This is a genomic window from Paenibacillus sp. FSL R5-0341 (genome assembly GCF_037975235.1).
GTDB classification, from domain to species: domain Bacteria; phylum Bacillota; class Bacilli; order Paenibacillales; family Paenibacillaceae; genus Paenibacillus; species Paenibacillus amylolyticus_A.
Map to the genome: position 1 here is coordinate 4,168,442 of NZ_CP150241.1, position 14,046 is coordinate 4,182,487.

Below are 14,046 nucleotides of genomic sequence, written 5' to 3' on the forward strand. Positions count from 1 at the left end.
GTGAAGGGGAGGACACAGATGCCGTTTGATACCTTGCCAGGAGCAATCAACCTTATTTAGTTATTAGATCTTACTTGGTGCACTGAAGCGTTTGATACTGCCGATTTTTCCGTCAGCACGTTCAGGATCAAGAATCTGCAAGGAGATTGCAGATGCAGAAGCGGCAGCGCGCTGGGCATTGATGCTGAATGTTCCTTTTGCACGGCACATGTACAGCTCGGTTTCAACACCTGCATACGAACCATCTTTTTGCTGGAACGTACCGTGATGAATGACAGAGATCGGGAATGGTACTTCGTCAACCAACAGATCAACCATGTCTACAATTTCTTCACGTTTGTAATTCAGTACAACCTCTTTATCGATATGCGCAGCATTCAGGATGACTACACCATTCGCTTCGTCGTAGAAGAACGCATTTGGTTCCACAGCCGTTCCTTTGGAAGTGAGTTGTTTCAGCAACGTGTTGGAATCTTTGAGACGAACCGTGATGCCACCGTTCTTTTCATAGATTTTGCTTGCATGCTTCGGTTTGGCTTCAGCAAAGCCAGAATTGGATACGCCTGCAGCTACTGTAGACTGCTCATTCAGCACCCATACATAAGACTTCACTTGCTCTTGTACCGTTGAACCCATCATCAGCTGGATCGCATCCAGATCGAATTTGGCATCTGTTGCCGATACTTCAATCGATTTGGACTTCACCAGTACATCAATGGCGAACAGACCGTCACCACCAAAGATATCCTCAAGCTCCACGTTAAGGTCAATTTTCAGATCTTGCAGGGTACCCAGAGTAACTACCTCAATTGCGCCCATCGGATCTTTTGGAAGGCGTTTAGCCATGAACGTACCTACACCTTTGATAATCATTTTTTTAGCCATTGAACAGTCCACTCCTTAGTATAGTATGTAATTTTAGCTACGGAGACTTGCTTAAGTCTGGACCAGGTTAAAGGACTTCATGATCGGGAGATCCTTCTTTAACCCGTCTGGCTATTCGCCGTCTCTGCTTTTTATAGTGTAGAACGCTATCTTCAATCCCTAACGATAATGTAAACGAAATATATTGAAGCACGATTAGCCCCGTCATCTTTGGAAATGGAACAACCGCCTATAAGGTCAAAGAAAAGACCCCTACATCAGAGGGGCCGTTCTGTTTGGCAAAGCATCTATAATTTGCGCTACCTGTTCTGCACGTTCTTTAATCTCAAATTCATCGGCAGTAACCAGATGAACATGTGAGCAGTATTTGCCATGCTCATAGATTCTCTCGGGTGTAATGAACACAACATCTGCAACAGCTTCCATCTTGTGTTTGTGCTTCTCGTACTGATCCGGATCGGTCAACGAATCAAATACGACCAGATCAGGATATGCTGTCTCGACAGAACTTGCCAGCCGGCTATCGTTCACCCAATAGATCACGCGATCACCTCGAAACAGCGTACGGACATTCTGGCCCACACGGGCTACAACAAAGTTTGCAAGCTCCGGATATGGATACTCCAAGGCATCTACTTGATAGAACTCATCACTGGAGTTGATATATATTACATTGTAGCCTACTTCCGCGAGTGCTTTTAACAGTCGTTGTGGTCGACGCCCGAATCGTTCACTATGGAAATCGATCGCAGGCAGATATACAATCGTTGTATCCGTGTTTGGGGTGTAGGTCGTAACATTGAACTCCGTCGCGTCAATCTCTATTTCTTCAAGCTCAATCGTCGGTGTAGTCGATTGGCTACCAAACATTCGTTTAAATATCTTTCTCATTTCTCATACCTCCTATGACCTGATTAATCATCTTCACGGCATCCATTGCCCTGCCATCCCAGCTATTAGACATAGCCACCCTTACTCTTGCCGCAATTTTGGAAGCACTATTCTCACGAATCGCTTTCTCCAACATCAATCCACAATTATGCTGATTCATAAAATAAGTTACATCGCTGTACTTATGAACAATTTCCTCCATACGCGTGGTCAACACAGGTTTGCCCGCAGACAAATATTCATAATACTTGATTGGATCGCAGCCCCGGATCATCTCTGTCAGCTTGAATGGCACGATACAGACATCGAATTGAGCAATGTAGGCGGGGAGTACTTTATAATCTTTATGCGGAAGACAAGTCACATTGGGATGCACAATATTTTTTTGATAGAGGGCATTGTTTCCAATCAAAACAACACGATAACCTTGATCTGCGATAGCGGTAATCAGAGAATAATCCACCCATGATGCCATTGCCCCGTGGAAACCCACAATCTTTTGCCCATCATGAACATCGGGGAAGTCCGCCGGTTTGGGCAGAATTGCCCGCGCTTTCTCAAAATGTTGGTAATCTGCCCCGTTAGGGCACATAAAGATTGGTTTGCCGTCATGTTTATGCGCCTCGTACATCACCTTGGCGGTCGTCGCAATAAGATCTGCACGGTCAAAACATTTCGGGATGCAGGATTTCCACACAGCAAACTCATCAGCCGAATTATCCAGATAATCAAATACGGTAAAATCAAACTTCCGTCCATCCGAATAATTATACTGGCCTGGATTGGAGAACCAGAGCACCTTTTTTCCTTTGACCAGGTGATCGTAGTTCACACCTTTTTGCACAAGGTACAGATCCTCATTTAACTTTTCAATCGGACGGCTCTGCTTTCTGTACGTTTCTTCATTGATAAAGATAGCCCGTATACCTGGAATTTTGGAGAAAGCGGTCATCAATTGCTGAGGACGTTGGAACAAGAGGTTCCAGTCAAGTGCGGGCGGGTAAACAATGGTCATTTCTATACTTTCAAAAACCGGATTTTCTCGTTGTTTTCTACGAAGCAGCCAATTGAGCAATCAACTCCACCCCTTCCGCATAGGCATGAACGGGACGCAACCGAGTATCTACAAACAGTTCAAACCCCAATCTTCTAGCTTGCTCACAAAATGGTGCATCTTCACCTGTTGGATGCGAACCATATCGCACGCCTGCTTCGATCACTTCACGCTTAATCAAATATACGGCACCTGTCAGATCTACCGGGAACAAGCCCGCTTTGAATTCAGGTATATGTTTTCCGTCAATCATGGCATTATGAGCCTTCAACTTTGGATGATTTCGTATAAGCATGGAGCATACATCCTTGTCATTATCTACTAATTGCTGCAGGCTATGCTCAGGAATGATGATATCCGTATCAATTGAGAACAGATAATCACTGTCCGATTTCAGAAACTCATCCAGAAGCATATTTCTCAACAACGCCAGATTGTGATAGGAATATTGTCCACGCATATGACCATATGTTCTCCCCAGATTGTGAGTCAGATAAGGAATCTGATAATCATCAAGGATGTGCTCCGTCTGATCTTCACTATCATTCAAGATGTACATATATTGCTTCTGCACTGTTTGTTGCTCAAGTGATTGCAGGTGCCGTTCCATAATCCAAGCTCGGTTTCGCACAGGACTACCTATAAATACGTTTTTCACAGTCCATCCCCTCTCCTTTTTTACCTAGTCTAGACTGTTCCTTAATAACCTTCGCACGTTGAACAAAAAAGGGATAATTCCTCAAAAGAAGAGAGAGAACGAAGCATTTTTCCTATTCTAGTACAGAAGGAGTTGATGAATATGTATACCGAAGAAACTATTATTCACACATGGGAAGAAGGTGACATGCATGCTCGGGAGTGTCGAGTTAATCCGTAACTGGTTTCAAATGGCCTCTGATGGAGAAGCCCATGCTTCTGTTCGATTTGGGGATGCTTCCAACACTATTCTGGCTCACGATACCGTTCTGACCATGGATTTCATCAAGTCTCATTACGGCTGGTTGAACGATCCTACCTATTGCGGGATAACCTTACCCAATGCGAGTGCAAGAGAAATTATTGTACACTGCCTGCGAAAAGCGGATTACGTCGGACACCTGATCCAGACAGATTACTGGTATTTCAAGCCGTTATTCGATATGTGCCTTGCCTATTACAAGGTTAAACCGAAGCAGACCTTCTATGCTTTTGAGAATAATTACATCGCCAGATTCAGGTTATTCTATGAAACATTCAAGAATATGCCTATTCTGATCTGCGGAGCCAAGGCCGAGCAATATCGAGAAGTGCTGGAGCGGAGATACGGGTGGACAAGTATCGTCGGAACGGTAGACTGCCCCTCCTGGTCTCATGTGAGCATGGCATCGAAACAAATGGAACATATCTACCAACAGACACCGTGGAAGCTCGCTCTGATATGCGCAGGTGCACCCGGCAAAGTACTGGCTATTAAGGCGAAAGAACTGCACACCGTAGGTGTGGATTTTGGTTCTGGAGCAGATGTTGCCATTCAAGCCGACACTGAAAATCTGAACGCATGGGATTACAACGGATTTCCCGACTATTGGGAAGGCAGACCCAAAAAATGACCCTCTTCGGGTCTTTTTTACTGGATAAAACTATGATTCTAATCGAATTTTATCCCCTTAGTGGCTGTTGATAATTTAAACTATCTGCCTTATTATTGTTAAGATAACTCCTAATCTAACCTGGTTTAAACTTGCATGAAGAGGAGCTCTGCTAAGATATTCAAACCGTTGGAGGGAAATGTAATGGCGCACTCGCAGTCAAAGACCGAAATAGTAGCAACTCATTTAAGAACAAGATTTATGGAAGGTAACGTAGAGGGACATGAGATCGTTGTTGCCTTGATCAGTATGGTCAAAGCCGGGAAGATTAATCTAGATGAGGTTGCCCCCATCCTGTCTACAGTCTTTTTTGAACAACGGCAAGGTATTCTATTGGCACTCGAAAAAGCTAGCACCCTAATTGATGATGAATTAATTGATTCCATTATCCACGAAGTAAACGAAAAGGCCTAATCTTACATACAAGGGGAGAGCTTATCATCAGATTTTAATTTACATCAACCAATTATTCTCTCCACACTTTTAGATTGAATAGATCCATCACTGAGAAATTGGACTTTCTCGTTATTTTCCGTCCGCCTCCGCTTATTCTAGTAGTATTACGAAGGAGGGGACACCAATCGAGACAGTGAATAAAGCCATTTTATTTTTAGCAGTTATTGAGACCATGCTTGAAGCGCTCCATCATACTGAAGTAGATCAGACAGAACTTGTGGATTCGCTTGTCATGTTAGGCTTTGATCCTATTGAGATGTTGTACGAGACAAATACGATTAGATCTTTCCAAAAGTTATGCAGGGCTTTCGCAGAACTCCATCTTACAGATGAGGCCCTGGACACGTTCTCAAAAGAGTAATTTCATAAGCAGAACCCCATATGTCAATGACGTGGGGTTCTGCTTTTTTATGTTTAATTTTTCAACCAGTTTTGCCACTTCAGCTTAACCTTCTCCATCCTGCCTCGTATAGGTCATCTAGGGAACATGGCAATCTCCATCGCCCCTATTGACTCTGACTTAATAAACGAAAGGATGGTTGTATGAGCCCAGCCAAACCAACACATGTGATCGAAACGAATCAACCCGCTGTTATTGGAGTCGTCGATGATTCCTCAATTCAAACCCAATATGAATTTGAGTATCCTGATCATATCGTGATTATACAACATTTTTATTTTTTGAAAGATCCAGCTCACTTTAACTCCTGGTTAACAAACAGGCAGGTATAGCCCTTTTTCAAGATGCACTTTAGGTCAGGCTTTTTTTACGTCTGCGCTCATCAATTAAAACCTTCAGCAACAATAACTCTCCATAAGTCAACTTCTTCTTACGTACCTTCTCTACCCATGCCCAATCTTCAATTACTTTGTCGTTGTAGGCATCTCCAATATACTGATCAAGTTCATTCCAGGCCCATTGTGCGTAATCCAGAACAGTATTCATTTCATCATCCTCCGTGACTGCTATTTCTTGCAGCGGGTTTAATTTTGTATGTACTGCTTGCTTAAATCTTTCATATTCATTTGGTTGTTTAATCCATGGGAGTGGGCATTCCTTCCATCCTACCACTTCTTTATGTGTGAAGAAGACGGGTGGGAAGCCCCGTTCCCTGATTAGGTATACCGCGAGGTCTACAACGTTATTAAATGTATCTTCATGGATACTGCCATCCTTTTCAATGCACATCTCAATGCCCACTGTACTATTGTTTGGATATGTCCCAAGCTTGGCTAGAGCTTCCTTCGTGTATGTTGCACTCCCACAGTGATAAGCTAATTCATCATCCGGGAGACTGTTATATATCGAAGTTCGATCTACCGAGAAATGTGCACTTGCATAACGACCTTGTACTGCTTTATTGGAATCTTGCTGTGCCAGACTTGCAAAGTACTTGCTAATGTTCTTGGCCGGCGCCCCAGGAGAAGCCGTATAATGCATCACAATTCCACGTTTTGCTTTTAATTTTAATCCGGCTCGACTGTATTTATTAACAGGTATGTAATCCTTGGTGATCTGTATCATTACATCTTCTCCTTGTCTTCAACTTGATCTTCATTGCCTCGAAGCTTAAAGAGTGCTGAAGTGATAAACTTCGGTACAGGAAGGCCCAGTTTCCCCAGGTTCTCCAATATACTGATTCCTTCCGTACCGATAATGAACATTAACATCGCATCTCTCATAAAATCATTGGAATTGCCTGCAACCATATCCAGTTGATGTGCAATAATGACAAAAACAAATGTCAATGACTTACGAGCAAGCCCCCACCATCCAACCCTGCTGGATAACTCCTTCCTATACCATGCAGACAGCACCCCTGTAATGTAATCCAGCCCCACAAAAATGGTCACTGCAATAAACAGGTGATCAATTCCCCCTACCAAATACACGACTGCCGATAGCAGCCAACCAAACAAAACCATAAAAACAGTGTCTCTGTGCATTAACGTTCCCCCTTCAATAACCTATTTCATGTATAGGTTAGGCGGATCATAGACATAAGTCTCATGCAATTCGAAACCACCGAAAAAGCATTCACCATTCGCTGAACAAACAGCAAAAAATCCCTCTCGCTGGGATGCGGGAGGGATCATGACGAAATGATTCAGCTATACGTTGATGGATCTGGTGTAACGGGTACACCTGTAGTATTCGTTGGTGTTGTATTCCGTTGGAACATGCCTTGAATTCGGTCCAAAACATAAGGGGTGGAGTCAATGAGTTTCTCAAATAGATGTGTTGAATTATCGAGCGGCACGATGTGAACGCCCTGTTTGCCTACGACCAGGAACGCGATAGGACGTATGGATACACCACCACCACTACCGCCACCAAACGGAGAAGCCACTTTGGCTGAACTGGCATGTTCAGTGGAGGAACCCGTAGTTCCACTTTTGCCACTACTTTCTCCATTAACGTGAAAATCACTACCACCGGCAGCAAATCCGAATCCTACCTTACTGATTGGCAGAATCACGGTACCATCTGGTGTTTCGACTGCATCGCCAACAATTGTATTGACATCCACCATGGCCTTGATATTTTCCATAGCGGTTTCCATTAAGCCTTGAATTGGATGATCTGACATTTAAATTCCCTCCAGTTTCAATGTAAGCTAGGTTTGATCTAACCATATCATCCCCAAACTTGAAGGGACTTATGTAAATAAGCATTTTAAGTACACTCACCGAACTCACAACTTCTTTTCAAAACAAAGTAGCTGTGATGGACAGTTATAGTGTGGTCCCACTAAGCTTATTCTTTTGCTTCTCTTTATGTCTGCGGCGCTGTTCCTGAAGAAGTTTGAACCACATCCGCCATCCGCCTTCAACTTGGAGCACACGGGTAAGTAGCGTAACGCAAGCAACTAAAAGGGCTGTAATTCGAATCTTTACTCTACAATCGAGCTCTGTTTTGAACTCCATCTCGTCTGACCATACCGGCATAACCTGAAGCACGGGTGTATCATCGAAACGGATTTGATAGGTGAGAAAACCAATGATAATGGATTTGATGCTCCACACCCAGCCCGTCAGCACCGCTGTATATGCTGCATCACCAACACCAATGTGGGTAGACCAAGACAATTGAGTCATATGTACACGTGTGAGTGTTTGCTTGAGCCACAGCTTGAGCGCATCGGTCGCCCTTAGCATAACTTTTAAATCTTTGGTCCATTTCTTGACCTTACGTTTGTTAACCCGTTCACTTCCCTGGGCTTCCCCTCTGGAATGATTCATGGATTGTTCGGTCTTGACCAGGAAACCTTCCTTCATATTGCGAAAAACAATACTCGGGATTTCATAGTTAATCCGTACAATTCCATAAAGAAGACGAACATTAATATTGGCATAATCATCACTTTTATGTTTACTGAATGTAAAATGTACATGAACATTTGAGATGAGGACTGCGGCAATCAGCAATGCGAACAACAAACCGATTCCTCCAAGCCAAATCCACACAGGCCTTACCTCCAAGCCCTCAATTCTTTTCTCGTCTAGTATGGCACTCTGGATAGGAAAAAATTCACGTCTGACCTAAAAATCCCATTTCATATTTGTTTGGAAACGGTCCTGTTCACCGTCTATCTAAATCAACGCACAAAAAAACCGACCCCACTTTGGGTGTCGGTTAATATGAACTTGCAAATTAAAGTGAAGAATCCGTATTATCGTCTTCGTTGTCAAATTGACTTAGATCATCTGTTGGATCAGAACTTTCCGGTTCGAGTTGTTGCAGATCCAGTTTGTTGAATAACAGTTGTGTCTCTTCCTCCAGGTTCTCCGAATCCTCGAACAAGCCAGGTTCCGGAAGGTCTTTAATTGAAGCCAGTCCGAAATAATCGAGGAATGACTTGGTCGTTCCATACAGAATTGGTCGTCCGATCGCTTCGGCTCGTCCCACTTCAATAATCAGATCCTTATTCACAAGTGTATGAATGGCCCGCTCTGATTTTACACCGCGAATTTCTTCAATCTCAACCCTTGTGATCGGCTGACGGTATGCCACGATAGCCAGCGTCTCCAGAGCCGCCTGGGATAAGGAAGTTCGTGCTGGAGAGTACGCCAATTTCTCAAAATACACAGCATGCTCAGGCAAGGTACCCAACTGAACTACGCCGGCTATCTTGAGAATCTGTACACCCCGTCCCTGCTGAGAAAATTCATGAATCATCTCCTCAATCGCGTCCGTTACAAGCTCCACTCGCTGGTCGACGATCTCGGCAATTTGTTTGATACTCAGACCTTCTTCTCCGGACAAAAACAGCAGGCCTTCAATAATCGATTTCAATTTCGGAAAATCCATGATTCTTTGTTTCCCCTCTCCACTCCATAACGATATCCTCAAACATCCGCTCCTGATAACAGACAATCTGCTTCATCTTCATCAGTTCCAGCACCGCCAAGAAAGTCACGACAATCTCATGGCGATAGATATGCTCATCCATCAACTTCGAGAATAAAAGTCTGCCTCCCGGCCCCATGCTTTCCAAAGCGCCGATGACATCCCGTATCCGGTCCTTAACCGATATTTCATCCCGTTTGATCCGGGTTACAGTTGTACGCTTCTCAGCCTTGCGTAGCGCCTTCTGAAATGCAGCAATCAGGTCAGAGGTGTGTAATCCCTCAACCGGGTTAGAAGGGGCTTCTACAGGCATATAGGGGCGCAAGTCCTCGGGCTCTTTGGAAAAAATAAGGCTGCGTTCCCACTCCCGTTCATGAAGATGACGCGCAATTCCCTTGTACTTGCGATATTCTATCAGACGCGCAATCAGCTCTGCACGTGGATCATAATCTTCTTCTTCCATATAATCATAATCCTCGAAATCCTCAATTACCGGTGGTTTGGGCAGTAAAAGTTTGCTCTTGATCGACAGCAGCGTTGCTGCCATGACCAGAAATTCACTCGTAATATCCAGTTCCAGTTCCTGCATCGAATGCAGATACGCCATGTATTGATCGGTAATATCGCTGATGGGAATATCCTGGATATGAATTTCAGCCTTATCAATCAGATGAAGCAGCAGATCCAAAGGCCCTTCAAAAGTCTCCAGTTTGTATGTAACTACCGTCACTAGACGAATCCTCCCGCCAGAAAAATACAAAACCCTGCTAAGCCGTCCGAATCCGGTTTCCCGTTTTCGTCTGCGCAAAGCAGGGCACTACTATTAAATAAGCACTATTTTAGCTGTTTCGTCAAGTTTGCCATCTCAATTGCCGCCGTAGCTGCATCCCAACCTTTGTTACCCGCTTTGGTTCCGGCACGTTCAATCGCTTGTTCAATATTTTCTGTCGTAACCAATCCAAAGATTGTAGGCACGCCAGTTTTCAGATTAATTGCTGCTACCCCTTTAGCCATCTCGTTGCACACATAATCGTAATGCGTAGTGGATCCACGAATGACAGTTCCCAAGGTAATCACCGCATCATACTTGCCGCTCTCCGCCATTTTCTGCGCAATCAAAGGGATTTCGAACGCACCTGGAACCCAGGCTACATCCACTTCATCATCCTGCACGCCGTGACGTTTGAATGCATCAAGCGCTGCGCTAAGCAATTTACTGGTGATAAATTCGTTGAAACGTCCAACAACAACTCCATACCTGGATCCTTCTGATACTAAATGTCCTTCAAAAAATTGTGGCATTCAAGTCATCTCCCTAACGGTATAATGTAATGTAAGTAACGGAAATCCCTAAGTAATCACTTCCATAAATTACATGGTAAACATTGTTCATCTAAAACGCATTTACTCTTCATTCTGCTCAATATCATCAAACTTGAGCATATGCCCCAGCTTGGCTTGCTTCGTATGAAGATACACTGTATTGTCCTCGTTCTCTTCCATCTGGATCGCAACACGCTCTACAACTTCAAGTCCATATCCTTCAAGGCCTTTAATTTTACGAGGATTGTTAGTAAGCAGTCTGATCTGACGAACCCCAAGGTCTTTCAAAATTTGGGCGCCAATCCCGTAATCACGCAAGTCGGCAGCAAAGCCCAGCTTCAGGTTTGCATCCACAGTATCCAGACCTTCCTCTTGCAGCTTGTAGGCTTTGAGTTTGTTGATTAGCCCAATGCCCCGACCTTCCTGTCTCATATAGAGCAGAACGCCATTGCCTTCCTCGTTAATCTGTTTAAGTGCCGCATTAAACTGAGGACCACAGTCACAACGATGGGAATGGAATACATCGCCAGTCAAACATTCAGAGTGCACACGCACAAGTACGGGTTTGGAACCATCTATTTCGCCTTTAACCAGCGCCACATGCTCCTTGTTGTCCACAGCATTTGTATAGGCCACCGCTTGAAACTCGCCAAAGTCCGTTGGCATACGTACAGCCACTTCACGTTGAACCAGCTGCTCTTTTTCGTTACGGTAACGAATCATGTCCTGAATACTGATCAGCTTCAGATCATGTTTGCGGGCAATCTCCTGCAGATCCGGAAGTCTGGCCATTGTGCCATCTTCCTTAATCACTTCACAGATCACGCCTGCGGGATATGAACCACACATAATGGCCAAATCTACCGCCGCTTCTGTATGCCCGGCACGACGAAGTACACCGCCGTCTTTTGCAATCAACGGGAACATGTGACCAGGCTTACGGAAGTCCCCTGCTTTCGCTTCAGGATCGATCAGACCTTTTACAGTAATGGAACGTTCATGTGCCGAGATACCTGTTGTCGTATCTTTGTGATCCACAGAGACGGTGAAAGCTGTTCCGTGAAAATCCGTATTTTGTTGAACCATGGGTTTCAGGTTAAGTTCGTCCGCACGTTGTTGTGTAATCGGAACACAGACCAGACCTCTACCTTCAGTAATCATGAAATTAATGACTTCAGGTGTCGCCTTTTCGGCCAAAGCAATAAAATCGCCTTCATTCTCCCGATCTTCATCATCCACAACAATGACGGGTTTACCACGCATGAGATCGTATATGGCTTCTTCTATCGTGTCCAGAATGGATTGTTCTGACATGGGTCCACCTCCAGTTTATTTCTGTTCTCTATTTATGCAAATCCGTGATTGGCGAGAAAATCCTCACTGATACTGCGCGGCTTGCCAGCACCCGTCTCTTCATGCCCTCTCCCATACTGCAGCAGATGATCCACATATTTCCCCAAAATGTCGCATTCGATATTGATGGTATCCCCTGTCTTTTTCACATTTAGTACAGTCTCACCAATCGTATGCGGGATTATGGAAACCGTGAATGCGGTATCCGATGTATGGACAACGGTCAAGCTAATGCCATCCAGTGTAACCGATCCTTTGGGAATCAGATATTTGAACAACTGGTGATCATCAGGTTTGATCTCAAACACAATCGCATTCTGATCACGTGTTATACTGCCAATCACTCCGGTACCATCGACATGGCCCTGAACGATATGTCCGCCAAAACGCCCGCCGGATTGCATGGCCCGCTCCAGATTAACTTTACTGCCAGATTGCAGCTGACTGAGATTGGTATGGCGATAGGTTTCAGGCATTACATCGGCGGTAAAACCTCCACCTTCGAGCGTTGTCGCAGTTAAGCACACGCCGTTCACTGCTACACTATCACCAATTTTCAGATCGTCCATGATGGCGGAAGCTCCGATATTCAGGACCATCGCTTCGCCTTTCCGACCAATACGCCGGATCTGACCGACTTCTTCCACCAAACCGGTAAACATGCTGCCGCCTCCCTTCTTTAATTTATAAAGAGTCTAACTTGTTTCTTTAAAATTCATTTATTTATTCAGGCCACACCGGAATACCGCCAATGCTGATATTATCTCCAACTTTTTCGATCTCCAACTGATTCAATTGAATCGCCTGATTCATACGTTCCACACCTTCGAAGCGGAAGCTTCCAGGTGTATCATAACCGCCTACAATCTTCGGTGCGATAAACATGAGCAGTCGATCGACCAACCGTGCCTCCAGCATGGCTCCATTCAGAGTGCCCCCACCTTCAAGCAAAATCGAACCAATCTCACGCTCACCCAACTTGCTAAGTCCGCTTAACAGATCCACACGTGGTCCAGGACCACAGCGTATAATCTCAACACCGTAAGCTTCCAAACGTTCAGCAGCTTCAGGACTGGCTTCGTCTGTGGTGAGAACCCATGTTGGAGCAAGACCATCCTTAACCATTTTGGCACCTACGGGAAGACGCAACTTGGAATCCACCACAATGCGCACCGGACTAATGCCTTCCACTTGTAAACGGGTTGTAAGTTCCGGATTATCGGCAATCACTGTGTCGACGCCAACCATAATTCCCTGGTGACGATGACGAAGGGCATGCACAATCTCACGAGCGGGCTCGTTGGAGATCCACTTGCTGTCTCCGCTGCGAGTAGCAATTTTGCCATCCAAAGTAGTAGCCGTTTTCAGTGTCACAAAAGGTAGACCCGTTGTTATAAATTTAATGAATTTTTCATTCATGCGTCTTCCACGCTCACGCAGTACGCCAACTTCAACTTCAATGCCTTGTTGACGAAGCATGCTGATGCCCCTGCCGGATACTTGCGGATTTGGATCTTCACAACATACCACAACACGTTTCACCTTTTCATGAATCAGGCGTTCACTACAAGGTGGCGTCTTGCCATAATGACTACAAGGCTCAAGTGTAACGTATACCGTACTTCCTTCTGCATCACTGCCTGCCATGTTCAGTGCATGCACTTCCGCATGACCGGTTCCACGTTTCAGATGGCTTCCCAGGCCTACTATACGTCCCTCTTTCACAACTACACACCCAACGACCGGATTAATTCCTGTCTGCCCCTGTGCTCGTTCCGCCATATCAAGTGCCAGTGCCATATAAAATTCATCATTGATCATTTCCAAATCCGTTCACCCCGCGGTTTAAAGTCTTAGTCTTAATTATGAAAAAATCCCCGTCGAACAATCAGTTCGATGGGGATGATGAGAGACAAATGTCAACAACAGGAGTGAAATGGATACAGCACGCCAACACTTTGCCCAAAACTTCATTTCGGGCAAGTGAAAATAGACACATACCTTAATGAACATCAATTACAGGTAAAGAGCTTCTATAGTGTGGCATATGTATGGAACTGTCCGGCGTACCCGGATCTTCCCTGCACAGTGCAAAACATCACAAA

17 protein-coding genes are annotated in these 14,046 nt (G+C 44.7%); 3 read left to right on the forward strand and 14 right to left on the reverse strand.

Going from position 1 to position 14,046, the window contains the following annotated elements; translation table 11 throughout:
- Window positions 1-63: 63 nt before the first annotated feature.
- The 4 genes from MKX75_RS18675 to MKX75_RS18690 all read right to left on the reverse strand — a co-directional run bounded on the left by MKX75_RS18675 (window position 64) and on the right by MKX75_RS18690 (window position 3,461).
- Window positions 64-885 carry a hypothetical protein gene (locus MKX75_RS18675; RefSeq protein WP_076331341.1) on the reverse strand — a complete coding sequence of 274 codons (822 nt, stop codon included), beginning with the start codon at window positions 883-885 and terminating at the stop codon, window positions 64-66.
- 252 nt (window positions 886-1,137) lie between these two features.
- Window positions 1,138-1,776, reverse strand: a complete 639-nt coding sequence (locus MKX75_RS18680; protein ID WP_339166363.1) for a hypothetical protein — start codon at window positions 1,774-1,776, stop codon at window positions 1,138-1,140.
- The gene (locus tag MKX75_RS18685) at window positions 1,760-2,791 is read right to left on the reverse strand and encodes a glycosyltransferase (protein ID WP_339166364.1); all 1,032 of its coding nucleotides are present in this window, start codon (window positions 2,789-2,791) and stop codon (window positions 1,760-1,762) included. Before MKX75_RS18685 ends, MKX75_RS18680 begins: the two co-directional genes overlap by 17 nt.
- Window positions 2,792-2,828: 37 nt before the next feature.
- Window positions 2,829-3,461, reverse strand: a complete 633-nt coding sequence (locus MKX75_RS18690; protein ID WP_339166366.1) for a hypothetical protein — start codon at window positions 3,459-3,461, stop codon at window positions 2,829-2,831.
- 217 nt (window positions 3,462-3,678) lie between these two features.
- On the opposite strand from MKX75_RS18690, the gene MKX75_RS18695 reads away from it, so the two are divergent.
- The 3 genes from MKX75_RS18695 (at window position 3,679) to MKX75_RS18705 (ending at window position 5,275) form a co-directional block, all read left to right on the forward strand.
- Complete coding sequence (locus MKX75_RS18695; RefSeq protein ID WP_339166367.1) at window positions 3,679-4,419, forward strand: GT-D fold domain-containing glycosyltransferase; 741 nt, start codon at window positions 3,679-3,681, stop codon at window positions 4,417-4,419.
- 183 nt (window positions 4,420-4,602) lie between these two features.
- Window positions 4,603-4,872: a hypothetical protein gene (locus MKX75_RS18700; RefSeq protein ID WP_339166368.1), complete on the forward strand. Its 270-nt coding sequence runs from the start codon at window positions 4,603-4,605 to the stop codon at window positions 4,870-4,872.
- A 175-nt stretch (window positions 4,873-5,047) separates the two neighbouring features.
- Entirely contained in the window at window positions 5,048-5,275 is a 228-nt protein-coding gene (locus tag MKX75_RS18705) for a hypothetical protein (RefSeq protein ID WP_339166369.1), read from the forward strand.
- Between the two features lie 390 nt (window positions 5,276-5,665).
- On the opposite strand, the gene MKX75_RS18710 is transcribed toward MKX75_RS18705, so the two are convergent.
- The 10 genes from MKX75_RS18710 to ribD form a co-directional block, all read right to left on the reverse strand.
- Complete coding sequence (locus MKX75_RS18710) at window positions 5,666-6,439, reverse strand: N-acetylmuramoyl-L-alanine amidase (RefSeq protein ID WP_339166370.1); 774 nt, start codon at window positions 6,437-6,439, stop codon at window positions 5,666-5,668.
- Window positions 6,439-6,861, reverse strand: coding sequence for a phage holin family protein (locus tag MKX75_RS18715; protein ID WP_339166371.1), 423 nt, complete (start codon window positions 6,859-6,861; stop codon window positions 6,439-6,441). Before MKX75_RS18715 ends, MKX75_RS18710 begins: the two co-directional genes overlap by 1 nt.
- Before the next feature lie 161 nt (window positions 6,862-7,022).
- A complete protein-coding gene (ytfJ, locus tag MKX75_RS18720; protein ID WP_339166372.1) occupies window positions 7,023-7,505 on the reverse strand; it encodes a GerW family sporulation protein in 483 nt (160 codons plus the stop codon).
- Between the two features lie 145 nt (window positions 7,506-7,650).
- A complete protein-coding gene (locus MKX75_RS18725; RefSeq protein ID WP_339166373.1) occupies window positions 7,651-8,382 on the reverse strand; it encodes a DUF2953 domain-containing protein in 732 nt (243 codons plus the stop codon).
- 187 nt (window positions 8,383-8,569) lie between these two features.
- Window positions 8,570-9,226 (reverse strand): SMC-Scp complex subunit ScpB, encoded by a 657-nt coding sequence (scpB, locus tag MKX75_RS18730; protein WP_339166374.1) that lies wholly within the window; start codon window positions 9,224-9,226, stop codon window positions 8,570-8,572.
- The gene (locus MKX75_RS18735) at window positions 9,195-9,995 is read right to left on the reverse strand and encodes a segregation/condensation protein A (RefSeq protein ID WP_017687652.1); all 801 of its coding nucleotides are present in this window, start codon (window positions 9,993-9,995) and stop codon (window positions 9,195-9,197) included. The genes scpB and MKX75_RS18735 overlap by 32 nt, the downstream gene beginning before the upstream one ends.
- Before the next feature lie 104 nt (window positions 9,996-10,099).
- A complete protein-coding gene (gene ribE / locus MKX75_RS18740; RefSeq protein ID WP_017687651.1) occupies window positions 10,100-10,567 on the reverse strand; it encodes a 6,7-dimethyl-8-ribityllumazine synthase in 468 nt (155 codons plus the stop codon).
- A 102-nt stretch (window positions 10,568-10,669) separates the two neighbouring features.
- Entirely contained in the window at window positions 10,670-11,902 is a 1,233-nt protein-coding gene (locus MKX75_RS18745; protein ID WP_339166377.1) for a bifunctional 3,4-dihydroxy-2-butanone-4-phosphate synthase/GTP cyclohydrolase II, read from the reverse strand.
- 32 nt (window positions 11,903-11,934) lie between these two features.
- A complete protein-coding gene (ribE, locus tag MKX75_RS18750) occupies window positions 11,935-12,603 on the reverse strand; it encodes a riboflavin synthase (protein ID WP_339166378.1) in 669 nt (222 codons plus the stop codon).
- Between the two features lie 61 nt (window positions 12,604-12,664).
- Entirely contained in the window at window positions 12,665-13,768 is a 1,104-nt protein-coding gene (gene ribD, locus MKX75_RS18755; protein WP_176872572.1) for a bifunctional diaminohydroxyphosphoribosylaminopyrimidine deaminase/5-amino-6-(5-phosphoribosylamino)uracil reductase RibD, read from the reverse strand.
- Window positions 13,769-14,046 lie beyond the last annotated feature (278 nt).